The following is a 24,491-nucleotide window of genomic DNA, read 5'->3' as shown; positions in this document are numbered from 1 at the left end:
TTTTCGATGCTCCAGCCGCCCTTTGGCGTCTGTGGTCCATCAGCCCTGGTCTGGTCGTTCTCATGCTCATGCCTCCGGCCCGGCCAGGACGAAGTCGTTCTGGGTCAGAGTGTGTTGCGTTGCCTGCAACAGTCGCTGTTCTGCCACGTCGGCGTAGTGCGAGGACAGCTCGATGCCGACGAACTGCCGGCCCTCGCGCAGGGCGGCGACGCCTGTCGAGCCGCTGCCGGTGAACGGGTCGAGGACGGTGCCGCCTTCGGGGCAGATCCTCACGAGCTGCTGCATGATCTCGACCGGCTTCTGGGTGATGTGGACGCGGTCCTTGCGGGGCTGGGAGGCGATGAAGTGGCCGGGCAGGTAGAGGTCCCGGTCCTTTTCGAGGCTGCCCTTGACGCCCCAGATGATGAACTCGGCTGACTGCTTGAACCCACCCTTGCGGGGTCGGCTGGCCGGCTTGATCCAGGGAATCGTGCCGCTCCAGGTCCACCCAGCCATCTGCAGGGCGTCGCTGGTGGTCGGCTCCTGTCGCCAGTCGGAGAAGACCATGACGACGGAGTGTTCGGTCGCGGCCCGGTACGCCTCAGTGAGCAGCACGGTCAGCCAGCTTCGATAGCTCCGCTGGTCGCGGTTCTCTCCGGGGAAGTTCTGCAGGTCGTGCGCCGATCCGGCGGTGACGTACTTGGCGCGGGCGGTACGGCCGGTGCGGTCCGAGCTGGTGCGTCCGCCGGAGTTGTAGGGAGGGTCGGTGATGACGGCGTTGACGCTCTCGTCCGGGAGGGTCTTCAGCACGGTGAGGGCGTCGCCTCGGTGCAGCGTGTAGCTCATGTGCGGGGCCTCTTTCAGGGCACGACGGGACTGGGCCCGCTCCGGACGGCGGTCAACAGCGGCCTTTCGGAGCGGGGTTGCGCCGGAGGTTAGCCGCGTTTCCCGGCCGCACCTAACGAGCCTGTGCCGCACTCCGGGCCCGGGTTCGACGGCCGTTTGGTGCGGCCGGAATCCAGGTCTACTGTCTCGCCACGTCACCGAGGGGGAGCCCAGCTCCACCCCAGCTGACCTGTGCTGATGCGTGTTGCCGCGTCCAAAAACGAGGGCTGGAAAGCACGTTGACCCCCCGTTCCCGAAGCCGTGAGGAGACCCGGTGCACCGCCTGAGATTACGAGCGCGGCTGGTTGCCGCGCATGACCTGAGACCGGCATCCGGGAGCTACCAACTCCCCTGCCCCGGGCCCGCCCTGAGAGGCGGATTCACATCGGCGCGGTGCCGACGGCTTTGCACGAGAAGTCGGCACCGCGCCTCCTACGAACCGCGAGGAGCCGCTGCGATGCAGCACGCCCTGATACGCCCACGCCCTGACCCAACGCCGTTGCCCAGCCGGGCCGTCCGCCCCGGCGAACGGCAGCGGCGATGAAGAAGACCACCGGAGCCGTCGTCGGTCTCTTTGCCTCTGGTCCGCTGCTGCTGGCCGTTCCGATCCTCGCCGTCGGGGCCGGGAATGCCTCGGCCTCCTGCTCGACCGGCGGTACACAGGCTGTGGATACCTCAGCCGTTGCCGCTCAGGTGAAGGCGATCCTGGACGGCGGGGGCAAGGGTACGGTCTCCGTGCCGGGCCTGGACGACCCTGCCGAGCAGATCTCCAATGCCAAGACCATCCAGGCCACCGGCGTCGCGATGAACATCCCGACCCGGGGCCAGATCGTGGCCCTGGCGACCGCTCTGCAGGAGAGCGGCCTGCGGAACCTCAACTACGGCGACCGCGACTCACTGGGCTTGTTCCAGCAGCGGCCGTCGCAGGGGTGGGGCACCGCGAACGAGATCCTCGACCCGGTGCACTCCTCGACGATGTTCTACGAGGCGTTGGAGAAGGTCTCGGGCTGGCAGTCCCTGTCCGTCACCCAGGCTGCCCAGGCGGTGCAGAGGTCTGGCTTCCCCGAGGCTTATGCGAAGTGGGAGCCCTTGGCCACCGCCTTGCAGCAGGCGATCGAGCCGTTGCTGTCAAAGGCCGGCGGCGCGTCACCGAGCCCTTCGCCATCCGGCTCGGACAGCACGGCCAGTCCTCCGCCGAGTACCGCAGGCGACTGTACGACTGGCGGGGACGGCACCGACTTCGGAACCATCCCGCCCGGCGCGGTGCCGACCGGATACAAGATCCCGGCAGACGCTCCGCCCAAGGTCCAGACGGCGATCCGCTGGGCGCTCGGCCAACTCGACACCCCATACCAGTGGGGCGGGAGCTGCACCGGCTCCCACGGGCCCGACCCCATGGGTCGCTGTGACTGCTCCTCCCTGATGCAGCAGTCGTACAAGGCCGCCGGGGTCACCCTCACACGGACAACGTACACGCAGGTCAAGGAGGGTAAGCCGGTATCGGTCGACGCTCTCCAGCCCGGTGATCTCGTCTTCACCGAGGGGACTGCCGAAGTCCCGGAACACGTCGGGATGGTCGTCGGCCAAGGCTTGATCGTGCACGCCCCGCACAGCGGCGACGTGGTCCGCCTCGCGACCCTCGCGTCCTGGAAGCCGCAGATTCTCGCGGCCCGCCGAGTCGTCTGACCGGCGCTTCTCTCCCTCCCCCTTCCTGCACTGGCGCTTCGCCCTCTCGGGCTTTGGCATGCACTAAATCGAACTGGAGTTCTCACTCATGTACCTCGCCGACAAGGTCATCCAGCTCGCCTACGACCCTGGGATCAAACCGAACGAGGGCGGGCTGCCGGGCCTGTCGGTCCTCAAGCAGGTGATGGGCTCGATCAACCTCTTCGGGATCATCGCCGTGGTCGGCGCGCTGGCCGTCAGCGCGGGAGTGTGGGCCTGGGGCCACCACTCCGGCGGCCACCAGGCCGAGGCCAGCGGCAAGAAGGGCGTGCTGGTCAGCGCCGGCGCGGCCCTCCTGCTGGGTGCCGCGAATGGTGTGGTGGCGTTCTTCAGCACGCTGGGGACGCAGGTCCACTGATGTCTCCCCGCTCCACGAACCCCGGCGGCGCTTCTCGCGTGCGCCGTCGGGCGTTGCTCGGCACCGCTGTCCTGGTGGTGCTCGTCGCCCTCGCCGGCCTGGCCGCCTACCTCACCCGCGACGGCAGGACCTCCTCCAAGGCTCCTGCACCGCAGGCGAGTTCGGCTTCCCCCTCCTCCCCGACCGCTTCTGCTTCCTCCTCGTCACCGCCGCACGGAAGCGGCAGCGCCCTGTCCGTTCCCCCGTCTACGCACGACCCGATCACCTTCGGGAAGGCGGCAGCCGCAGCGCTGTGGTCCTACGACACCCGCGCCTACTCCCAGCATGAGCTGCTGGCCGCCCTGCACAAGTGGCTGACCAGCGAGACGAAGTACGCCGACGCCGCCTCGGTCGACGCACTCGTCCCCTCGCCCGTGTTGTGGAAGGAAATGGCCGCCAACGGCCAGTTCGCCACCGCCACGGTGAACGAAGCCCACTTCCCAGACTCGTTCGCCCAGGCCCTCCAGGAAGATCCCGGGGCGATCACGCAGACGTACGTCTACGCCGTGACGGTCTCCGGCAAACAGTCGATCGTCTGGAACGGCTCGCCGCACGGCGGCGCCGAGAACCGCGTGACCACCCTCGCGGTCCAGTGCCGCCCCTCCCAGCCCTGCGCCCTGGCCGGTGTCCTGCCGGCCGTCGCGCCCTGACCCCCACCCCAGAAAGGAGGTACCACCATGGGAGTCTGCGACTTTCCACTGATGGACAAGGTCTGCGGCGCCGTCGACTTCGCCACGAACCCCGCCGGGACCGTCACCGACGGCATCGGGGCGTGGATCGCGAAGTCAGCGGGTGAGCTGGCCGCCAGCGCAGCCGATCTCGCCGCCAAGGCCGTCAACGAAACCACCGCCATCGATCTCAACGCCGGTTGGTTCCGGGACAACTACGAGTTGCTGTTGCCCATCGGCCTCGCCTTGACCGTCGGCACGTTCTGCATCCAGTTGATGTTCGCGGCCTGGCGACGGGACGAACGCGCCCTCGCCCAAGCGGCGATCGGCACGATGACCGGCGTCCTCTTCTCCTTCTGCGCCGTCGCCTTCACCTCCGTGGCCATCACGGTGGTCGACGCTCTGTCCGACGGCCTGTTCCAAGCAGCCAACAGCTCAGTGGACGACGCGATCCGCCGCGTCATCAAGGTCAACAACCTGGGGGCGTTGTACGGCCTCGGCTGGACAGTCCCAGCCCTGGTCGCCTTCGGTTGCGCGATCGGCGCGTTCATGTACTGGGGTGTCATGGTCGCCCGCAAGGTCGGCGTCCTGATCATGGTCGCCCTTGCCGTCTTCGCCGGATCCGGCGGCGGCTGGGAGGTCGCCAAGCGCTGGCGACGGGGCTGGATCGAGGCCACCGCCACCCTCGTCGTGTCGAAACTGCTGATGACCGTGGTCTTCCTTATCGGCGTCTCGGCGATGGGCAAGTCCGATACCAAGGACGGAATGGCCGCCCTCTCCGACGCGATGGCCGGCATCGTCGTCATGGTCCTGGTCCTGCTCTGCCCGTACGCCACCTACAAGTTCGTCCACTGGGCGACCGACGGCGGCGGCCACGACGACCTGCACCGCACCGGCGTCGCCGGCATGGCGGTCGCCACAGGGGCCGCGAAGACCGCGGGCAGCCTCGCAATGCAGGCCAGCACCGGCACTCCTGCTCCGCAGGGGCCGAGCCAGGTCCCCGGCGCGGGCAGCGACGGTGTCGCCTCCGGCATCAACCCCACCGGCGGCAACCTGAGCAAGGAGGGCATCGACGCCGGACCCCCGAAGCCGCAGACCAGTTTCCGGTACGGCGAGGACCCGAACGCCTCCGGCGACAAGGGCCGGGCCCTGATCCAGCGCCCCGGCATCCCTGCGCTGATCACACGGCCTGCCGACACCGAAGCAGGAGGCTCCGAGGGGGGCGCTCCCTCCGCCGCCCAGCCCGCTGGTGCGTCGGCTCCGGGCAGCAGCTTGACCCGCGCAGGTGCCGTGTCGCCCAGCGGTCCCGCTGCACCGCCGCCGCCCTCCACCGGTCCGTCGACGACCGGCTCCCCGACTCCGACGAGCTGGGTCTACCCCAACCAGCCGCCGTCCAGGTCCTGACCCACCACCACCCAGGGGCGGGCTGCATCCCTCCAGCCCGCCCCCTTCCCCCGACCACCCGAAACGGAGTCCTGCCATGACCTCCAGAAGAGCGCCGCGCCTTTCGCCCCTTCCCGCCCGCTCCCACTGTCCTGGAACCGCCATGTCTGACAACCCCCAGGCCGAAGCCACCACGGCCACCGTGAAGTTCCCGCACCGCAGCAGGCGCGGCATCCTGCTCGGCCTGACCGCCCCACAACTGATCTGCGTGAGCCTCACCGGCCTTCTCCTGCTCGCCGTCATCCTCACCCGTGGCATGGTCGGCGCCCTCGAACTCATCCCGCTGTGGGCCACCATCGCCCTGCTCGTCTTCGTCCGCTACCGAGGCCGAGCCCTGGCCGACTGGGCTCCGATCGTTACCCGGTACGTGCTCCGCCGGATGCGGGGCCAGTTGATCTGGCTCGCCCGGCCCTCCCGCCGCCCGGTCCGCGAAGGAGTCCTTCACCTGCCCGGTACCGCAGCCAGCCTGGGTGTGGTCACCGCACCCGACCGCCGGTACGGCGCCGTCCACAACCCCCACACCGGCACGCTGACCGCCGTCGTCAAGGTGTCCTCCCGCGCCTACGCGCTGCTCGACCCGGGCACCCAGAACGCCAACGTCAATGGCTGGGGGCGTGTCCTCGCCGCGCTGGCCCGCACCGGTCAGGTCGCCCGGATCCAGGTGATCGAGCGCACCGTGCCGGACTCCGGCGACGCCCTTCGCCGGTACTGGGAGGAGCACGGCCAGCCCGACGCCCCGGTGGCCGGCGCGATCTACAGCGAGCTGATCCAGAGCGCGGGCCCGGCTGCGGCTCCGCACGAGGCGTACGTCGCGGTCTCGCTGGACGCCAAGGCCGCGCGACGCCTGATCAACCAGGCCGGCGGCGGCCTGACCGGGTCCTTCAGCGTCCTGGCACAGTTGACCTCGACCTTCGACCAGGCCGCACGCACCGCCGGACTCAATCCCACCGGCTGGCTCACCGCCCACGAGATCGCGGCGATCGTGCGAACGGCATACGACCCCAAGGCCCTTGCCGCACTGGACCGTTGGTCCTCCTCCGGGCGTCCCGAGGCTGCCCCCGCCGCTGCTGGCCCAGTCGTGGTCGTCGAGAAGTCGGACCACATCGCGACCGACTCCGCCGTCCACTCCACGTACTGGGTGGAGAACTGGCCCCGCACCGAGACGTCGGCAGGCTTCCTGCACCAGCTCCTGTTCACCGCCGGGGTGCGGCGGACCCTGTCGCTGTCGTACGAGCCGAAGGGACTGGACGCCGCCCTGCGCGATGTCCAGCGCAAGAAGGCTTCGGTCATCGCAGACGCCTCTGAGCGCGCCCGGCGCGGCCAGGTCGACTCCGAAGCGGACTCGATCGAGTACCAGGACATCAAGTCCCGTGAACGCCAGCTCATCGCGGGCCACGCAGATGTCGCCCTGACCGGCCTCCTGACCGTCTCGGCCGACTCCGAGGAGGAGCTGCGTTCCGCCTGCGCGGTCGTGGAGACCGCGGCGGTCGGCGCCCAACTCGACCTCCGGCCACTCACCTGGCAGCAGGCAGAAGCGTTCACCGCCGCCGCCATGCCGCTCGCCCTCGCCGCCTGACGCCAGCCCTCCCCCCTTCCGAAAGAGCACCCCCATGTCCCGCACCGCCACCCCGACCGCGCAGGACTTCGTGCCCTTCGCCACCGCCGCGCTCGACTTCCACCGCGCGCTCAACGTTCCAGGCGGTCCGCTCGTCACCACCCGCGCCGAGCTGGACGCCCTGCACGCCCACCTCGTCTCGCTGCACGGCCTGCTCGACGCCCACGCCGCCCGCACAGGCCGACTCGTGCCGATCGAGGGCGACCCGCTCCGCGCCGCCCGCACCCGGATCTGGCAGGCCGCCAACCACGTCCACACCGCCTACCACGCGGCCCCCCGGCCCGACTCCGGCGAGGTCCCCGACCGCGAGGCGTGCCAGGCCGGCCTGCCAGAAGGCGCACCGGAACTGACCATCTGCCAACGCCACCAGCGCACCGCCCACCTGGTCCGACGCCGCACCACCCGGGCCGACCTGCACACACCGTTCACCGGCCTCGTCCGCCACTGACCCTGCCTTCCGTCTGGAGAACGTTCATGCCCCGTACTCGCGCCAGCGCCTCCCACCTGTTCGTCCCCCGCAAGGCATCGCGGGCCGAGCAGCGCGCCGCCCGCGCCGGTTTCGCCGAGGCCCGACGCCAGGCCCGCCTCGCCGGAGCCCCGCCCAAGCGCCGCGACGAGGAGATCCTCGACCCGGAGCTGCGGCCGACCTATCCGCCGTCCGGACGGCCCGGCTCCTCCTCGGCACGCGGCGGCAAGCTCAGCTTGCCCGCCCACCGGATGACCACCGCCACCGTGTCCGGGGCCTATCCCTTCCTCGCCGAGGGCGGCCTGGGCGCGGAGGGTATCTTCATCGGCCGCGATGTCCACGCGGAGGCCGCGTTCTGCTATGACCCGTTCTCGCTGTACAGCAGCGGCCGGATTGAGGGCTTCACCAACCCAAACGCGGTCCTGGCCGGGATCATCGGCATGGGCAAGTCCGCGCTGGCCAAGTCCATCGCGACCCGGTCGATTGCCCACGGTTACCGGGTCTACGTGCCCTGCGACCCCAAGGGCGAGTGGACGGCCGTCGCGCAGGCTCTCGGCGGCTACAGCATCGCGCTGGGGCCAGGGCTCCCGGGCAGGCTGAACCCCCTGGATACTCCGGCCCGGCCCGCCTCGGTGAGCGAGGAGGACTGGTCGACCGAGGTCCGCAAGCGCCGTCTCCTCCTCTTGGCCGGCCTCGCGCGCACCGTGCTGAAGCGCGATCTCCAGCCGATGGAGCACACGGCCCTCGATCTCGCGCTGGACCTGGTCGTCACCGAAGCCGAGGCAGGCGGCACCGTGCCCCTGCTCGGCGAGATCGCGCACACCCTCGGCTCGTCCGAGCGCCTCGACCGGGCTCTCGGCGACCAGGCCGGGCGCATGGGGGCCGCCGCGCAGGACCTCGCGCATGCCCTGCGCCGTCTGGTCCACGGCGACTTGAGCGGCATGTTCGACGCGCCCTCGACCGTGGCCTTCGACCCGACCACCCCGATGCTGTCCATCGACCTCTCCCGCCTGGGCGGCTCGGGCGACGACACAGCGCTGGTCCTCGCGATGACCTGCGCGAGCGCCTGGATGGAGTCCGTGCTCGCCGACCCGGACGGCGGCCGACGCTGGGTGATCTACGACGAGGCATGGCGTGTGATGAGGCACGTCGGCCTGCTGGAGCGCATGCAGAGCCAGTGGAAGCTCAGCCGAGGTCTCGGCATCGCCAACCTGATGGTCATCCACCGCCTCAGCGATCTGCTGAGCGCGGGCGACGCCGGCTCACGCGGCCGGGTACTGGCGGAGGGCCTCCTCGCCGACTGCAGCACCCGCATCATCTACCGCCAGGAGCCCGACCAGCTCCCCGCCGCCGCGTCGCTGCTCGGCCTGACCGGTATCGAAACCCAGGCCGTGTCCGCCCTGAACAAGGGCCGGGGCCTGTGGAAAGTCGCAGGTCGGAGCTTCATCACCCAGCACATCCTGCATCCGGCCGAGCGCGAGCTGTTCGACACGGACGCCCGGATGCATGCAGACCCCCGTGAGTTCACTTCAACTGACGATTCCTCAATTCCTAGGCTGCGCAAGGAGGCGCGGCAGTGAACCTCCGTGGGGTCGCGGGTTCCCGGTCCGGGCTCGTCCCTGGTCTCCGGTTCGGTGCGGTCGAGGACGCCGAACCGCTCCAGCTCCACCCAACACCCGGCCCGGCCGCGAGTCCGACAGCGGCGCACCAGCCACTGACGGGAACGACCGCCTCGCCACAGCCCGAACCGAGGAGTTCACCGACCTGTTCCACGAGGCCGTCACGGAGGACTTCGGCGCGGTGGCCCGCCTGCATCAGATGCTCGATACCGCCTCCGAGTGGTGTCACACCCACGGTGCCCGAAGCAGCGCGTCCGAGTTGGACGCCATCGCCTCCCGGCTGACCGACCTCGGCGAGTAGCTGCATCTCGTCGCCGAGAACGTCGACCACGAGATCCGCTCCCGGTCGCACCAAGCGGCAGCAGCAGCCCGCCACTCGCCAGCGGCACACGCGCTTGCTGCCGCGTTCGCGGTGAGGCACCCGTACAGAAACGAGGAACAACCGTGCCCGCCTCTCCCGACTCCTCCGCCACCCCTGACTGCCAGCCGCAAGATGCCAGCGAGCGGGCGGCATGGCGGGTGCACGTCCAGGCCCTGGCCTCCGCCGCCGACGGCATCACGCAGGCTTCGGACCAGTGGGACGCCGTCTCCGACTCGTACTGCGACGAGGACGGCTGGCCCGTCGACGAAACCGGCTACGCCGACGGCAAGGTGGCCCGGGACGCCGCCGCCTGGGAACACGTCGAGACCTTCCTGACCCACGGCCCCGAAGTCCTCGCTGGTGTCCGGGCCGCCGCGCAACCGGCCGACTACCTTGACGGCCCGATCAGCGCCGACCTGCTGCGCCTGCGTGGGATCGACTCCGTACTGGAGCGAGCAAGCGAGATCCGCCGCGAGTGGGATCAGGTCATCGCGCTCATGGAGGGGTCCATGCCCGGGTCGCGGGAGCTCTACGAGGAACAAGCCCGCGAGATCCGCAACTCCGAAGGCTGGCACTACGCCGACGAACTCAGCTACAGCGGAGCGGCGTTGGCCGGGGCTGCCGATCACCTGACCGACCGGATCGGCGTCGGCCAGTCTGCACACACCGGGCGTGTCCAGGCGGCCCTGGCCCGATCCGCCTCCGGCCAGCGCGGTGCCTCTGCCACTTCGCCGCCAGCCTCGGCGGCATCGGACCCCCCTGCCCCGCGCCGCTCGCGCTGACGCCTCTAGCACCAACTTCCGGCGAGGCCAAACCGCCCGATCACCGGATCCTCAACGAACGCCACTACCCCCATCGCCCCCGCCCGGCTGCGGCTTCCCGCCGTCGACCGCTGGGGACGGCCGGCCACGGAGAAGCCCACATGCGCCCCGATCAGACCCTGATCACCCTCCAACGCGAGGGCACAAGCATCACTGCGCGCACCAACGAACCCTCCATCCAGGAAGCCGCCGCTGGCACGTCGGAGCATGACCACCCGTACAGCCACTTGACCACGCCGCTTCGGCAACGCGGACTGTCCTGCACCGTCGAGTACGGCCTCAGCGACTACATCGTCCACGCTGAACTCCCCGACGGCAGGGCCCTGATCATCTCTCCGCCCCAGGAACCGCCCACCGACCACCCGCCCGGGTATCCGGAGAGCTGGTTGGTGACGCGCGGGCATCCCGACGACTCCACGCTCCACGAGGTGATCTACGACTCGGCGCCCGACGGTCCTCACGCCCGGCATGGCGGCAGCATCCCCCGCCTGCTCGCCGCCGTCGACACGCGCCTGGACCAGCTCGGCCTGCCGCCTCGACCGGAACCGCAGCGTCCTGACCAGAAGACGGCTGCCGACGCAGTAGAACCGACGGCGCCCCGAGTCGCCGCCGCTCTCGCGGTCTCGCCGACCGCCCGGTGCACGACCCCAGCCGAGTGGCCGTCAGCTTCGGCGGTACGTCCCTCCCTGCCTCCCGCCCGACCTTCGTCCGCACCCGGTCGCTGACCGCTGCCCAGCTTGGAGCCCGCCATGTCCCGCACCAGCAGAACCATCCCCGCCCTCGACCGCCCCTCTCCCCCTGCGCGCACCGGATGGATCCACCATGCCCACCCCCGAGCACGACCAGCTTCCCGACGTCGCGGTCGGCCGCCACCCCGACTTCGGCATCGTCGCCTCCAACCCGAAGCGCCTGGCCGCAAGTGCCTGGATGTTGAGGGGATTCGACTTCCGCCCCGTCCCCAACCACCCCAACCTGTACGCGTTGGCCAACCAGCAGCGTGATGGTCAGGGCCGTGCCACCCAGGCCGTCGCGCTGCTGCGCAAGGCCGGCTACCGGGTTGACGTGGACGCCGCGTTCGACCCCTCGCCAGCATCCGGACCAGCGCCCGCCCGCGACCGGCGGCCCCCTCGCGTTGAGCCGGACGTCGCGTTCGCCGAGCATCCGCAGCTCGGCGTGGTCGCCGCCACCGCTGACGGTTCCTCCGCTCTCGGCGGCCGACTCCTCCTGGAAGAGCACGGCTGGCGGCATAACCCGAGCCTGGACATCTACACCCTGCCTATCACCACCGACCGCAGCGAGGCACTCGGCAGGGTCGCCACTGCCACGCTGGCGATGCACCGGTCCGACCTCCAGGTGGCCGTGCAGCCCCTCCTCGCCCAGGACGTAGCCACGCGCCGCTCACCCGCGCCCGCGACGGCAGCGCGCCACCAGCGCAGCCAGGGCTTCACCACTCACAAGTTCCCCATCAGCGCCACCGCGCTCGCCACCAGTCCCGCCCGCGCCGGCCTGCCGGGTAAGGCGCCGGTTGCCGCGCCCGCCGCCTCCGGCCCAACGGCCCGCCCGGTGGACCCGCGCATCGCGTTCTCCCGCAACCGCTGACCCAACTAAGGAGCAGTTCCCATGGCCGTGAAGACCATTTGGCAGATCACCCATTCCTGTGGGCACCAGGCTGAGCGAGACCTGTCCGACCGGGCGGCCGACCGTCGCGCGGGGTTCGCCGAGTGGCTCGCCAAGCAGGAGTGCTCTGACTGCTGGCGGGCCGCGAAGGAGGGCGACGAGCAGGACAAAGCCGCCTGGCTGGAGGCCAAGCGCGCCGAAGAGCAAGCCGAGTCCGAAGCCTGGTCGGAGCAGTACCGGATGCCGTCCCTGGAAGGAACCGATCGCGCCGTCGCCTGGGGCGTGCACTGCCGCCACCAGGTCCTGGCTGCCGCGTACACCGCTCTGGTCCTCGAAGGCGAGACCAGCGAGGCGGAGTGGGAGGAGACCGAGGAGGTGGCTCGCAGGATCACCCGCGCCGGCTGGTGGATTGATCAACGCTCCTCCGAGCCCGGCGACCTGACCGAGCTGCTCGAGGCGGCCACCGGAGCCGACCGGCCCACCGAGAACCCCTACTTCTGACCGCCCGGTGCCCCGCCCCGGTGGGGCACCGAATCTCTCTCCCTGCCAGTGATGCGGATATCCCATGCCTGAGTACCCCTTGCGTTGCGATGTGCGGCGCACCGAGAGCACCACCGATCTACTCGCCGACCTGCACCGCAGCGAGCCCGGCTTCGCCCCTACCTGCTCACCGCCTGGTCGCCGGAGTTGACCGCCCAGGACGCCGTCGTCCTGCCGTACCTGGCGCTGCTGCTCGACGAGCCCCTGGCCTCGCCGAAACCGCGGACCGGACACACCGCGTCCCGGCGGCTCACCTGGCACTGCGCGATCCGCAACACCACCGGTCAGGCACTCGATGACAACGACTGGCTCGAACTGACGCGCGAGGTCCTCGACGTCACCGGCATCGAGCCGCACGACGACCCGGCGGCCTGTCGGTGGGCGGCCCTGCGCAACACGACCGACGGCGTCGACATCGTCATCCGCCAGGACGGCCGCTGGGCCCGGCTGCACAACGACGCGTACTTCGCGCGCTCCGCCTGCACGGACTTCGCCTACCATCAGGGCCTCGACGAGCCGCGGTGACCTCAGACGTCTATCACCCATCTCCGGCCGGGCCGAATCGCGAATTCTGCGGATCCTCTCTCCCCGACGGCCCGGCCACCCGGGCTCCCGTTCGCCACCCCCTTCGAGGTAGACGCTGTGATCGCCCACCTGCAGCACGCCAGCCACGCCACCGGTCTGCTCACGTATCTGTACGGGCCAGGCGAGCGCGGCAACCACACCAACCCCGGCCTGATCGCGGGGAACGGCCACGGCACCCGATCGAGAGGCTCACCCAGCCCGACGCCCTGCCGTATCTGGCCCACGCCCTCGACGGCCCCACGCCCAACACCCCGCACCCAGGAGACCCACATGCCTGCCCCCTACATCACCATCAACACTGAGCCCAGCGGCAGCGTCTCGGCGAAGGGCGCCAGCGACGACCTGTCCGCCGCGCTCCTCAAGCACGCCGGTTTCCAGCAGATCGAGGACTGGTACGGCCGACGCCACCGCCTGCCGACCACCACCCCGCAGGCTGAGCGCATCGCCGTCGCCTCCCACGCAGCCGAGATGCTCCGCGCCGCCCGGTACAGCGTCGACTTGGACCCCGACCTCGACACCAGCCGGTCGACCACCCCGGCCAACGCTCTCGGGCTCTACACCGCCGGAGCCGAAGTCCTGCGGCTGACCGACCAGATCAGGGCCGCCGAGAACGGTGCCGGCCTTGCGCAGGCGGTCGATCACCTCCTTCATCCCGAGAACGGCGTCCTGGAACGCGTCCGGGAAGCGCTGGAGACGGCAGGCGAGCAGATATGCGACCTTGACGACGAGGCGTACGCACTCGCCGACCGGTTCGGCTTCGCTGCGGAGTTCGTCAGCGCAGCGCAGTCCGAACTCATCGGAGCGGAACGTGAATTGCACCGTGTCAGCGGCTCGCAGCAGGACCATGCCAAGGCACAGACGCAGTCCCCCGCTCTACCCGACGCCCGAAGCGCGGCTCTCGCCACGTCGCCCGCAGCGGACAAGGCCAAGGCGTCTTCGACGCTCGGAACTCCGTCTCCGGGGGTCGGTACGGCCGCACGTCCGCCACAGGTTTCCAGCCCTCGGACCCGGTGAGGCCGATGCTCTCCTCCCTTACTCCGTCCGTCGGGCTGGCGCGCACCTATCTCATGCGGGCCACCGACGCTCTGGCCAGCGCATCCGCCATCAGACCGGCCAGCGCCCCGCCCCGGTCACCGCGCACCCGATGACCTCGGCCTGACCTCGACTGCCGCCCCCTTCCTGAAGCAGGAGCTGCCCCGATGACCAGCAGAAGAGCGCCGGGCACCCCGCCTCGCCTTGTCCGCTCTCCCTCCTTGGATCCGCCATGCCCGCCCCGCGTACCAGCGCGCCCTCGACCACCACCGGCTCCGACGCGCTTCTCTACCTCCTGTTCGGCGTCCTCGGCGCCGCCATCGCCTTCGGCTCCCTCGCCTGGCTGACCGGCAACCTCACCAGCGTTCTCGTCGGCACCGGCCCCTGGGCGCCGTTCAAGGCCACCGACGCGCTGCTGCACCCCGACGTGCTGTGGCCGCACCTGAGCCCCACCGCCCTGCTGGTCGGTGCGCGGCTCGTCCCCGGACTGCTCTCCGTCTGCCTCACCGTCACCGGCCTGCTTCTGTGGCTGCGGCTGCGCGGTGGTGCGAAAAACGGCCTCGCCCGCAAGCAGGATCTCGCCCCTCTGATGGACAAGGAGATCACCGCCAAGGCGAAGAGCCTGCGGCCGAGCCTGTCCGGTCTCAAACCGAAGGAGGTCGCTCCCGCCGACCGCGGGATCCTCGTCGGCACGCACTCCCCGGGCCGGGCCGAGGTCCGCGCCTCCTGGGAGGACGTGATCGTCGCGATCATGGCCCCGCGCTCCGGCAAGACGTCCGGGCTGGCGATCCCCGCGATCCTTGCCGCTCCCGGCCCGGTGCTGCTGACCTCGAACAAGGCGGCGAACGACGCCTTCACCGCGACGGTGGACGTCCGCGCCAAGGTCGGCACGATCTGGACGCTCGACCCGCAGCAGATCGCCCACCATCCGCGCGAGATGTGGTGGGACATCCTGGCCAACGCCCGCGACCTGGCCGGGGCAAAACGTCTGGCCGGGCACTTCGTCGCCGCCAGTGTCGACGATTCCAGCGGCTCCGACTTCTGGTCCACCGCCGCGAGCAACACGCTGGGCGCGCTGTTCCTGGCCGCCGCCAGCCATCGGCGCCCGATCACCGATGTCCTGGCCTGGCTCGCCTCCCCTGCTGACCGCACTCCGGTGGACCTGCTCACCGATGCCGGCCACGGCGCGGTCGCCGCCCAGCTCCAGGGCACGGTCAGCGGGGCCACGGAAACGCGGGACGGCATCTATGAGACGGCGCGGCAGTACGCGAGCTGCCTGCTCGACCCGGACGTCGCCGCATGGGTCACCCCCAGCAAGCACCTTCCCGAGTTCAAGCCCTCCGCGTTCGCCACCTCCCGCGACACGTTGTACCTGCTCAGCAAGGACGGCGGCGGCTCGGCATCCGCGATCATCGCCGCGGCGGCCGACGCGGTGATGCGCGCGGCCGTGGTCGTCGCCGAGCGCTCCGGCGGGCGGCTCGACCCGCCTGCCCTGTGCGTTCTCGACGAGGCCGCCAACGTGTGCAAGATCTCCGATCTCCCGGACCTGTACAGCCACTTGGGCTCACGGGGCGTGATCCCGATGACGATCCTGCAGTCCTACCGACAGGGCCAGCGGTGCTGGGGCGAGGCAGGCATGGACGCACTCTGGTCCGCCGCCACGATCAAGATCGTTGGAAGTGGCATCGACGACGCCGACTTCGCCGACCGCCTGAGCAGGCAGGTCGGTGACCACGACGTGCAGACCACGTCGGTGTCGACCAGCGATGGCGGCAGGTCCACCTCGGTGAGCATGCGTACCGAGCGGATCCTGCCCCCCGACGCGATCCGCGCGCTCCCCAAGGGGAAGGCGCTGCTGCTCGCCACCGGCATCCGGGTGGCGATGCTCGACCTGCGGCCCTGGTACAAGGAGCCCGCCGCCAAGGTGGTCGGTCCCGCCTCGGCCCGCGCGACGAAGGCCATCACCGAGCGGGCCATCGCCAAGTCCCCGGGCCGCGACGACTTCGGGCTGTCGGCATGAGCGCCCCGACACTCAAGGTGCTCTCGCTCGGCGCCGGGGTCCAGTCGACATGTCTGCTGCTCATGGCCACCGAGGGCCATCTACGTGTCCAGGCCGACGTCGACTTCACGGCCTGACCCTCCCTCCCCTACCTGTTCAGGAGTCCCCCCGTGTCCTCGCGCACTCCACCGTCCCCTCTGGTGCGCTCCGAACGCCTCGCCCGGTCACCGCTCGTCCGGTGCGGCGGCCACTGGTGGCTGGTCACCGGTTCCGGCTCGATCCCCGCCACCGATCCGACGTTCACCGGCGAGCTGGACCGCTTCGCCGCCGCGATGGCCGCCGCCGACCAGACCATCGCCGATCTCCGCTCCCAGCAGGACGATCCGTCGACTCCCCGCCCCGGGCGGCAGCGATGAACCCGCTGCTGAGTGCCGAGCAGGCGGTGCTCGGCTCGGTGCTACTCGACCCCGGCCAGTTGGCGCACCTCGACTGGCTCGCGCCGGATCATTTCCACCGGCCTGTCCACCAAGCGCTGTTCGCCGCCCTGCGCAAGCTCCGGACCGAGGGCCACCCCGCCGTGGCGACCAAGGAACCGGTGCCGCTGTCCTGGGTGACCGACGCGGTCGACGAGGCCAGCCACCACGTCCGGGGACTGACCGCGGTATACGCCCACACGCTGATCTCGGCCTGCCCGCGCCCCGAGCACGCCCCGGTATACGGCCGGATGGTGCTGGAGGGAGCAATCCACCGCACCGTGACCGAGCACGCGATCCGCCTCCACCAGGCAGCCCGCGCTGACGCCCTCCAGGGCGAGGTGGAGGGAGCGCTGCACCATGCGGACGTCCTGGCCGGGGTACTCGGGGACCTCGCGCGCCGCTGGGGTTCCGAACCGCACCCGGTCGCCCCGGCCACGCCGCCCTCCACAGCCCCCGCCGCGCCGCCGGTACGAGCGGACAAGGTCGCCAAGGACGAGCAGTTCCTGCTGGCGGTCCTGGTCGAGCAGCCGAAGGCAATGGACGAGGTCGTCGGCTGGCTGCGACCGGGCGACTTCGCCGTCCCCGCCCACGGCCAGCTCTACCGCTGCCTGGGCGCACTGCACCACCGCGGCGAGCCCATCGACCGGATCACCGTGCTGTGGGAAGCCCAGCGGCGCGGTCTGCTCGCCAACGGCACGCTGACCACCGAACAGCTCACCGCCATCTGCGACGGCGTCGGCCCCGGCAGCGCCGAGTGGCTCGGCGAACAGGTCATGCGCTCCTCCGTCGCCCGTACTGCCGCCACCTCCGCCCGCGCCATCCACGCCCTGGCTGAGAACGAGACCCTGGCCCCCGGAAGGCTCATCAACCACGCCCTGCACGCGCTCGGGCCGCTCGACGAAGTGCGCGCCCGCTGGCAGACCGCGGACGGCCACCCCGCTCCGCCACCGCCCCCCGTGCCGCCGGCCGAGGGGCAACCGACGACGCGGGTCCACGCCGCCCTCGCCCGCAGCACACCACGGCCGACCGCACGGCCCTCGGAACACCCAGGCCCTGCCTCCACGCCATCAGCCGCGCGACCGCCCTCGCGCACCCACGGCTGAACCGTCCTCACCCTCCAACCCATCCCATCCGACTGTCCCCACCTCTGGAACGCACCGTGGACAACACCCCTATCTCCGACGCCTTGGCCCTGCACGCCACGGCCTCCGCCTTCGACTCCCAGCACGGCAAACTGCCGACGCCGGGAGCCCTCCACCGCTCACCCAATGCCGTCGCCGTCGCCGCGCGAATGCCGTTGATCGGCTCGCTCTGCTCGGGTTACGGCGGCCTGGACCTCGGGGTCCAAGCCGCCCTCGGCGGCACCCTGGCCTGGCACGCCGAGATCAACCCCGACGCCGCGCGCATCCTGGCCCGGCACTGGCCCGGCGTGCCCAATCTGCAGGACATCACCGCCGTCAACTGGGCCGATGTGCCTCGGGTGTGCGTCCTGACGGCAGGTTTCCCTTGTCAAAGACGTCTCCGTCGCCGGCCGCCGGGCCGGACTCAACCCCCACACCCGCTCGGGGCTGTGGCTGCACGTCGCCCGTGCGGTCGAAGCCCTCCGCCCCTGCTTGGTGGTGATCGAAAATGTCCGCGGACTCCTCACCTCGCCCGCCGGTTCCCCTGGCGACGTGGAATTCTGCCCGTGGTGTCTGGGAGACGACCCAACCCAGCCTCCTGTGCGGGCACTTGGTGCCGTACTCGGCTCCCTGGCCGATCTCCGGTACGACGCTAGGTGGCTCGTACTTCGTGCCTCCGACATCGGAGCCCCCCATCGTCGCGAGCGGACCTTCCTCGTCGCCTGGCCCGCCGAGCACCCTGCTCAAGACACCGACGAGCAACATCGGCAAGAACGGCGGCTCCCAACACCCGTCCAAGAGGAAGAGCGGCGGCCACGGACCGAACCTGGCCGACGAGGTGGAGTGGCTGCTGCCCACGCCGAAGGCGTCCGACGGAACCAAGGGCTCGCCGAACCAGCGGCACGGCAACGGGGACCTGACGCTGCCGAGCGCGGCAGCATCGCTGCTGCCCACCCCGAGGGCGAGCGACACCGACACCCCGGTCCGCCGCCGTCAGGGCAAGGGCTGGCGGCCTCCCCTGCCGACGGCAGTCCTGCCGCTGTGGGCGGAGGCCGCCCCGGAAGCCGAGGAACCGACGAGCGATGGGGAGCGTACGCCCCCGCCATCGCCCAATGGGAGAACCTCACCCGCCCCGCCCCGCCCCGCGCCGCCGCCCACCGACGCCGCCGGACGTCTCCGGGCCGACTTCGTGGAGTGGATGCAGGGCCTGGCCCCTGGCTGGGTGACCGCCACTCCGGGACTCGGCCGACCGGCTCAGCTCACCGCGCTCGGCAACGGCGTGGTCCCCCAACAGGCTGCCCGCGCCGTGCAGTTGCTGGCACCGCCCTTCCCGCGCTGCCCCCGCTGTACCGCGCCGTAGCGCTCCATTATCCGGTTTTCCCGGCCGCACCAAACCGCGGTACCTCCGCATCCTCTTGCCCATGCCGACCTGCGAACGGAGCACCGCCGTGACCTCCAGAAGAGCGCGCCGCATTTCGCCCACGCCCTGCTCGCTCACTCCCTTGGATCCGCCATGTCCGACCCCAGCAAGGCCACCCCCGAGCCCGAGCCGTTCCGCGTTCCCGACGGCGATCTCGACGATCTCGCCAGCACCCTCGCCAAGACCATGGCGGAGGTACGCCAGCACGGTGTCATCCTCGACCGCCTCGCCTCCGAGCCCGTCTCCGCCCCTCGGCCCATCGACGACACCTCCACCGCAGACACGGCCGGCGCCGACAAGGCCGGCGCCGCGGCCTCGGTGTTCATCCTCGCCTTGGGCGGCGAGGCATACGCCGTCGAGCTGGCTGCTCTCAGCGACTGGGTGAACTACCTGTTCCTGCCCGTCTACGGACGGGAGATCAGCACCACCCGGCCGTGGTGCGACCGGTGGTACGAGCACCCCGAGGCCGTTGCCCGGCTGCACGCGCTCTGGCTCGCGTGGCAGCAGCTCACTGACGCCGAGGCCGGCCTGTCCGGTCCCTCGACGTGGCACCGCGACCACCTTGACCAGGCCCTGGTTCATCTCCGAGCCCCCGACGGCCCCTTCGCCGCATGCACGACGAGCCCCACCCGGCCCAACCACCGTGTGCTGGCCACCCCGGCGCCCGAGCTGACGGAAGCCACCCAGCGACCGAACCCTCGGAGGCCGGTGTGAGCAGCGCCCGCTTCGCCTTCGCCGCCCACCCGGATTCCATCGCGGACCTGCGCGAACTTCCCGACAAAATCCGTGACCTGGCGCTGCTGGAACTGCAGAACCTGGTCCACGGCAGCGACGACTGCCTGCCACTGACCGGCCGCCTCGCGGGCTACCACAAGGTCTACGTCGACCCGGCGGTCTCCTACCGAATGGTCATCCAGTTCCGCCCGGCCCCGCCCACCTCGACCCACAAGCGCGAGATCTACCTCGTTGCGGCCGGTGCACGGGAGGACTACGCGGTCTACCGCACGGCCCAGCTCCGCGCCAACCGCACCAACCTCAACCGGCCCACCGACACCGACGCGGCAGCCGAAGCCCGAGTCCAGGCAGCCCGGTCCCGATCCCCCCACACATTCGACCCGATTGCGCCCCTCCCAACCAGCGCACCGGCGGCAGCCAGGCCCACCGCGCCCGCCGCCTCCCGAAAGGCCCCCATGCGATGACCGACGACCGTACGCCCCTGGCCCGCACCGAACTGGCCGGGCTGCTCACCGACGCCGCGCAGAGCGTCTCCGGGGTCCTGACCACCGAGTACCCCACCTCCGCAGGCCGCTCCTACCTGCATCCCGTCCTCGGCGCGCTGTCCGTCGGCCCCCGGGTGGTCTGTGAGCTGAACGACCGCCTCGAAGAGTTCGTCATCAAGGAGCCACTTCCCTCCACCCCCGCCGGCCTGTTCACTCTGGCGTCCTACGCTTCCGCGCTCGGCTGGCTCACCGAGTCCCTCGCCGAGCTGACCGCCTCCGTGGACCAGATCTGCACACGTGTCGGCATCCCCGCCGAGCCTCCGGACCCGGCCTTCGCCGCGCCCTCGTCGGCGGAGCAGAAGGATGAGTTCGACTTCGCGTTCAGCGCGCTGGAGCTGGCCGCCATCCGCAGGGCCGCTGAGGCTGCCGGCCTCAGCCCCGGCGACTACGTCGAGGTGCTCTCGAGGTCCCTCCTCGCCGCCTCCCGAATCACCGACGCCTGCATGGAGATATCCAGCAGCCTGCTCGAAGACGCCGCGTACGTCCTCGGCGAGGGAACCGACCACGTCTGGATCGGCGAGGGGCCCGACAGCCTGCCCACCCTGGTGCGCTCCCTGCTCGCCCGGATGGAGGCGGCCGTATGAACCCCCATGACATGACGAAGCGGCCCGGCGCGCACTTGGTCGCCGAAGAGTTCGGAGTCGAGGACCCCTGGACGCTGAGCGACGACCATCCACCCCGCGACCCACTTCACCTCGTCGGAAGGATGGTCGCCGAGGCCGCCCGCAATGTCGACGAGTTTCACGGCGAGCTGACCCGCGCCGCCGAGTCCGCGATCGAGCTTCTTGAGCCCGTCGGACGGGACGATCACGCTGGCATGTATGGCTGGCACGGCATCCTGCGCACCACGGGTCCGCAGATCGAGCTGCTCGCCGCCCGCCGGAGTGCGGCTTACGAGCAACTGACCCGGGCCGTGTCCACGTATCACCGCCTTCTGCCCGAGTCCGACGCCGAGCCAGCCTCGAAGGCACCCCTCCAGAGCCTGGGCCCGGCCCCGGAGCAGACACCGAGGCGGGACGACGACTGGGCCATCACGGATGGTCGCCAACTCGCGGCTCTTGAGGCAGTCGCAACGGGCAGCTTGCGCTTCCACCAGAGCGCGGTCTACGGCCACACCTGGCTCTCTGACGGGGACGGCAACCGGCCGAAGGTACTAGCCGAGACCGCCGAGCGGCTGCTCGCGGACAGGCTGCTGGAGAAGGACACCAGCACGTCGCCGTACCGGCCGGGGCAGCTCATGTCGCTCACACCGCAGGGCGAGGAGGCACTCCGGGTCTCCCGGACAACAACGCCGCGTGTATCCGCTGCCCTCAGCCGCAGCAACCCCGCCTCGGCTCCTGGCAGTGCGGTAACCAACCCCACGCCCGTTTCCCCCGCCGGCACGACCGCCAAGCCCTCCCGCTCCCGATGAAATCCCCGGAAGGAAGACCCTCATGTCCACCGTGACCTACACCCGCCACCTGGTCGAGCACCGGTACGGCCGCCCGCTGAAGGACCTCCGGCGCGACGGCGCGCACGACGGTTCGGGCGCTCCCGTTCTGCCGATCGCGCTGCGGCGGCTCGGCGGCCTGGCCGAGACGAACGCCCATGGCCGTGCCGCCCGCCGCAACCTCGACGCGGCCTGGCAGCGCTGCCGCTCCGGCGAGCACGCCCTCGACGACCTCGTGCTGCGGTACGCGGCCGAAGTCGTGGACCTCGAACGCCAGGAGCAGTCGGAAGCCGAGGCGGTCTGGGACCTGCTGGACGTCCGCCTCCTGCTGGACCACCCTGCCGCCCGCCGGCCTTCGGCCCGGCGAACCGGACCCGCATCGGGCGATGAGGACCTCGTAGCCGTCGCCCGACAGGTCGCCGCCCGTCTGCCCCGTCTCAACCGCGAAGCCCTGCGCCAGGGCCTGCGCGCCCGCGGCATCCACGTCAGCAACGGCCGCCTCGGCACGGTGCTCCAGCGTCTACGCGCCGAGCGCGACCTTCACTGATCCGATCCCGCGCCGCCCGATTCGCCCTTCCCGGCCGCGCACCGCTGCTGACCACACCCTTGGAGGAGCCGTGCCGTACGACCTGAACGACGAGCGGTGGCGCGAGTACCACGTCACCCCGCGATACCTGGCCGGATCGACCTTCACCGGCGATCCCGCCCTCCGGCCCCTCCTCGACGTGGGCTGGAAACTGACTCACGACGAGATGGGCATTATGTGGAATCAGGTTTGTCAAGGTTCACGGGGTGTGCCTCTTCTTCGAGGAAGTCCTGAGCTGACGGGACGCAGATCGGGTGTGTGCGTGGAGCGGCCCCCTCCTGGGGACGGCGGTGAGTGACGAGTTGCCGGGGTGATCACGTCGCGGGTGGGCCGCCGAGCTCGGCGAACCCGTCGGATTCTTCCTCGCCCGCCACCGCCAGGGCCCGTACGACGCCCGCTGTACCCTCAGCTGGACTGATCTCCGGTTTGAGAGGCAGGGGGGTGACGGCCCGCGTTCCTCCTCCGGCTTCGGATCCTCCTTGCACGTGCCGAGGGGGTCCGGACCCCCTCGGGGTTCGCGATCCGCGCGGATCGCGCCGCCCGCACTCCTGCAAGGTCGCGCTAGGTGGCCGGCCGGGCCTCGGCTTCCGCCGCCGCAACAACCTCGTGAACGAAGGGCATCACGTCTTCCACGCTGTTGCGGGCTTTACCTCCCGAGCGCGAACCCCTCCCGCCCGTACGGCCGGCCTCCTCGGCCAGGTGCAGGTCCATCTCCGCCTCCAGCGCGGCCTGCATCAGATGACGGGCGATCTCCGGCAGCAGCCCGCCCTCGCCCATCAGCCGCAACCCGCCGTCGGCACGGACCCGCTCAGCCGCCAGCTCCGCCAGCTCGTCCAGCACCAGGGGGCTCAGCCCCAGACCCACGGCCGCCTCACGGCCCTTCGTCGTCATGTGTGCCACATCCGCACCGTCAACGCTCCGGTCCAGCACCGCAACCGACACGCCGTCAGCCGTCTCGATCAAGTGACCATTCTTCGCACCCATCAGGTGTCCCTTCGGAATGGGTGTCCACCTGATTCATTCCTGACACTCCCCGGCATACCCGGCGATGCGCCGGCGGCGTTGGGCACGGCAGCGCGTGCATGAACATCCGACCCCTGCGGATACGCGTGTGAGACTCCGCACGGGCGCCGCAGTGTGCCGGGCCGGGCCGGTCAGCCGCTCGCCACGGCGAGTCCGCTGGTGACGACATGTCGGAACCTACCGGGGAGACCGTCATCGGCGGTGGATGGGACCGCTGGTGGTGCTGAGCCTGCGCTCTGGGGCGCCGACGCGGGTGGCGATGATCTCGGCAGCGATGGAGAGGGCGGTCTCCTCCGGGGTGGTCGCGCCGATGTCCAGCCCGATCGGGGAGTGCAGCCGGGCGAGTGCCGCGGGTCCGAGTCCGGCGGCGCGCAGGTCGTCGCGGCGCTGGGCGTCGGTGCGGCGGGATCCCATGGCGCCGACGTAGCCGAGCGGCAGCCACAGGGCCAGTTCGAGCAGCGGCAGGTCGAACTTGGCGTCGTGGGTGAGGACGCACACCACTGTGCGGGTGTCCAGGGCGCCGCTGTCGGCGAGTGCGCGCAAGTGGCGGTGCGGCCAGTCGACGACCACTTCGTCGGCGGCGGGGAAGCGCTGGGCGGTGGTGAAGACCTCGCGGGCGTCGCAGACGGTGACGCGGTAGCCGAGGAACTTGCCGATCCGGGACACGGCGGCCGCAAAGTCAATCGCACCGTAGACCAGCATCTGCGGCGGGGTGCTGTGCACGGTGGTGAGGACGGTCACCTCGCCGGCGGCCGGATCGCAACCGCCGTGCGGGTCGTAGTGGTGTGCGCCGTCGCGGCCGAGCGTGAGCAGGGCGCGGCTGTCCCGGCTCGCGGCCAGGTCCAGGCCCGGGTGGCCGAGGCTTCCGGCGTCGTCGTGCTCGGTGATCGCCATGGTGGCGCCCAGCAGGTGTGCGGGACCGCCCACGACGGTGGTCAACGCGACAGGGCGGCACTCGGCCATGGCGACGAGGACCCGGCTGAGGACGGCACGGGCGGTGCTGGTGACCGGGCGGACCAGGACCTCGATCGTGCCGCCGCAGCTGAGCCCGACGGCGAAGGCGTCGCTGTCGCTGTAGCCGAACGCGGCGCACTGCGGCTCGCCGGTGGCGAGCACGTCCCTCGCCAGGTCGTACACCGCTCCCTCGACACAACCGCCGGAGATGCTTCCGAGGACCTGGCCGCCGGCATCGACGGCCACGCAGGCACCGGCCCCACGGGGGGCGCTGCCCCGGACCCCGGTCACCGTGGCGAGGGCGAACGGGCGGCCGTCCTCGCACCACTGCCGCAGATCCGCGGCGATCTCGATCATTGCGATCCTCCTCAGCCGATGTGCCGAAGGCCCGTCAGACGCAAGGGCGCCCCCCGGATGGGCTGTTCGTGGCGGTCGCCGGCCGCCCGTCAG

At 70.9% G+C, this 24,491-nt stretch carries 25 protein-coding genes and 1 pseudogene; 23 read left to right on the top strand and 3 right to left on the bottom strand.

Going from position 1 to position 24,491, the window contains the following annotated elements; all coding sequences use genetic code 11:
- Positions 1-66: 66 nt before the first annotated feature.
- Positions 67-825, bottom strand: a complete 759-nt coding sequence (locus ACFY16_RS26260) for a DNA-methyltransferase (protein ID WP_390649637.1) — start codon at positions 823-825, stop codon at positions 67-69.
- A 579-nt stretch (positions 826-1,404) separates the two neighbouring features.
- Between ACFY16_RS26260 and ACFY16_RS26255 the strand changes: the two genes are divergently transcribed.
- The 23 genes and pseudogenes from ACFY16_RS26255 to ACFY16_RS26145 all read left to right on the top strand — a co-directional run bounded on the left by ACFY16_RS26255 (position 1,405) and on the right by ACFY16_RS26145 (position 22,025).
- Positions 1,405-2,550 (top strand): C40 family peptidase, encoded by a 1,146-nt coding sequence (locus ACFY16_RS26255; RefSeq protein WP_390649636.1) that lies wholly within the window; start codon positions 1,405-1,407, stop codon positions 2,548-2,550.
- A gap of 88 nt (positions 2,551-2,638) precedes the next feature.
- Positions 2,639-2,947, top strand: a complete 309-nt coding sequence (locus tag ACFY16_RS26250; RefSeq protein ID WP_390649635.1) for a DUF6112 family protein — start codon at positions 2,639-2,641, stop codon at positions 2,945-2,947.
- A complete protein-coding gene (locus ACFY16_RS26245; protein WP_390649634.1) occupies positions 2,947-3,636 on the top strand; it encodes a hypothetical protein in 690 nt (229 codons plus the stop codon). Before ACFY16_RS26250 ends, ACFY16_RS26245 begins: the two co-directional genes overlap by 1 nt.
- 27 nt (positions 3,637-3,663) lie before the next feature.
- Complete coding sequence (locus tag ACFY16_RS26240) at positions 3,664-5,058, top strand: ATP-binding protein (RefSeq protein WP_390649633.1); 1,395 nt, start codon at positions 3,664-3,666, stop codon at positions 5,056-5,058.
- Positions 5,059-5,200: 142 nt separating this feature from the next.
- Positions 5,201-6,673, top strand: a complete 1,473-nt coding sequence (locus tag ACFY16_RS26235) for an SCO6880 family protein (protein WP_390649632.1) — start codon at positions 5,201-5,203, stop codon at positions 6,671-6,673.
- A gap of 34 nt (positions 6,674-6,707) precedes the next feature.
- The gene (locus ACFY16_RS26230; RefSeq protein WP_390649631.1) at positions 6,708-7,160 is read left to right on the top strand and encodes a DUF6238 family protein; all 453 of its coding nucleotides are present in this window, start codon (positions 6,708-6,710) and stop codon (positions 7,158-7,160) included.
- A 26-nt stretch (positions 7,161-7,186) separates the two neighbouring features.
- On the top strand, positions 7,187-8,758 hold the full coding sequence (locus tag ACFY16_RS26225; RefSeq protein ID WP_390649630.1) for an ATP-binding protein: 1,572 nt from the start codon (positions 7,187-7,189) through the stop codon (positions 8,756-8,758).
- Positions 8,759-9,241: 483 nt separating this feature from the next.
- Positions 9,242-9,940, top strand: a complete 699-nt coding sequence (locus ACFY16_RS26220; protein ID WP_390649629.1) for a hypothetical protein — start codon at positions 9,242-9,244, stop codon at positions 9,938-9,940.
- A 140-nt stretch (positions 9,941-10,080) separates the two neighbouring features.
- Positions 10,081-10,704, top strand: a complete 624-nt coding sequence (locus tag ACFY16_RS26215) for a hypothetical protein (protein WP_390649628.1) — start codon at positions 10,081-10,083, stop codon at positions 10,702-10,704.
- A 97-nt stretch (positions 10,705-10,801) separates the two neighbouring features.
- Positions 10,802-11,578, top strand: coding sequence for a hypothetical protein (locus ACFY16_RS26210; RefSeq protein ID WP_390649627.1), 777 nt, complete (start codon positions 10,802-10,804; stop codon positions 11,576-11,578).
- A 21-nt stretch (positions 11,579-11,599) separates the two neighbouring features.
- Positions 11,600-12,097, top strand: a complete 498-nt coding sequence (locus ACFY16_RS26205; RefSeq protein ID WP_390649626.1) for a hypothetical protein — start codon at positions 11,600-11,602, stop codon at positions 12,095-12,097.
- Between the two features lie 186 nt (positions 12,098-12,283).
- Positions 12,284-12,661 (top strand): hypothetical protein, encoded by a 378-nt coding sequence (locus tag ACFY16_RS26200; RefSeq protein ID WP_390649625.1) that lies wholly within the window; start codon positions 12,284-12,286, stop codon positions 12,659-12,661.
- Between the two features lie 330 nt (positions 12,662-12,991).
- Positions 12,992-13,735 carry a hypothetical protein gene (locus ACFY16_RS26195; protein ID WP_390649624.1) on the top strand — a complete coding sequence of 248 codons (744 nt, stop codon included), beginning with the start codon at positions 12,992-12,994 and terminating at the stop codon, positions 13,733-13,735.
- 250 nt (positions 13,736-13,985) lie between these two features.
- Positions 13,986-15,773 (top strand): type IV secretory system conjugative DNA transfer family protein, encoded by a 1,788-nt coding sequence (locus ACFY16_RS26190; protein ID WP_390649623.1) that lies wholly within the window; start codon positions 13,986-13,988, stop codon positions 15,771-15,773.
- A gap of 149 nt (positions 15,774-15,922) precedes the next feature.
- The gene (locus ACFY16_RS26185) at positions 15,923-16,168 is read left to right on the top strand and encodes a hypothetical protein (protein ID WP_390649622.1); all 246 of its coding nucleotides are present in this window, start codon (positions 15,923-15,925) and stop codon (positions 16,166-16,168) included.
- Positions 16,165-17,331, top strand: coding sequence for a DnaB-like helicase N-terminal domain-containing protein (locus tag ACFY16_RS26180; RefSeq protein WP_390649621.1), 1,167 nt, complete (start codon positions 16,165-16,167; stop codon positions 17,329-17,331). Before ACFY16_RS26185 ends, ACFY16_RS26180 begins: the two co-directional genes overlap by 4 nt.
- Before the next feature lie 188 nt (positions 17,332-17,519).
- Positions 17,520-17,681 (top strand): annotated as a pseudogene (locus ACFY16_RS26175) (DNA methyltransferase); the annotation flags it as partial.
- A 115-nt stretch (positions 17,682-17,796) separates the two neighbouring features.
- On the top strand, positions 17,797-18,801 hold the full coding sequence (locus ACFY16_RS26170) for a DNA cytosine methyltransferase (protein ID WP_390649730.1): 1,005 nt from the start codon (positions 17,797-17,799) through the stop codon (positions 18,799-18,801).
- 61 nt (positions 18,802-18,862) lie between these two features.
- Positions 18,863-19,483 (top strand): DUF4913 domain-containing protein, encoded by a 621-nt coding sequence (locus ACFY16_RS26165; protein WP_390649620.1) that lies wholly within the window; start codon positions 18,863-18,865, stop codon positions 19,481-19,483.
- Positions 19,480-19,968 carry a hypothetical protein gene (locus tag ACFY16_RS26160; RefSeq protein WP_390649619.1) on the top strand — a complete coding sequence of 163 codons (489 nt, stop codon included), beginning with the start codon at positions 19,480-19,482 and terminating at the stop codon, positions 19,966-19,968. Before ACFY16_RS26165 ends, ACFY16_RS26160 begins: the two co-directional genes overlap by 4 nt.
- Positions 19,965-20,633: a hypothetical protein gene (locus ACFY16_RS26155; protein ID WP_390649618.1), complete on the top strand. Its 669-nt coding sequence runs from the start codon at positions 19,965-19,967 to the stop codon at positions 20,631-20,633. Before ACFY16_RS26160 ends, ACFY16_RS26155 begins: the two co-directional genes overlap by 4 nt.
- The gene (locus tag ACFY16_RS26150) at positions 20,630-21,460 is read left to right on the top strand and encodes a large ATP-binding protein (RefSeq protein WP_390649617.1); all 831 of its coding nucleotides are present in this window, start codon (positions 20,630-20,632) and stop codon (positions 21,458-21,460) included. Before ACFY16_RS26155 ends, ACFY16_RS26150 begins: the two co-directional genes overlap by 4 nt.
- A gap of 22 nt (positions 21,461-21,482) precedes the next feature.
- On the top strand, positions 21,483-22,025 hold the full coding sequence (locus ACFY16_RS26145; protein ID WP_390649616.1) for a hypothetical protein: 543 nt from the start codon (positions 21,483-21,485) through the stop codon (positions 22,023-22,025).
- Between the two features lie 600 nt (positions 22,026-22,625).
- On the opposite strand, the gene ACFY16_RS26140 is transcribed toward ACFY16_RS26145, so the two are convergent.
- Together ACFY16_RS26140 and ACFY16_RS26135 are read right to left on the bottom strand one after the other, a co-directional pair.
- A complete protein-coding gene (locus ACFY16_RS26140; protein WP_390649615.1) occupies positions 22,626-23,027 on the bottom strand; it encodes a hypothetical protein in 402 nt (133 codons plus the stop codon).
- Between the two features lie 252 nt (positions 23,028-23,279).
- Positions 23,280-24,398: an XdhC family protein gene (locus ACFY16_RS26135; protein WP_390649614.1), complete on the bottom strand. Its 1,119-nt coding sequence runs from the start codon at positions 24,396-24,398 to the stop codon at positions 23,280-23,282.
- Positions 24,399-24,491 lie beyond the last annotated feature (93 nt).

Origin of the sequence: Streptomyces sp. NPDC001315 (assembly GCF_042896175.1) — a bacterium.
Classification (GTDB): domain Bacteria; phylum Actinomycetota; class Actinomycetes; order Streptomycetales; family Streptomycetaceae; genus Streptomyces.
Note: the sequence above shows the minus strand (reverse complement) of the source record. Positions and strands in the feature narration are given on the sequence as shown.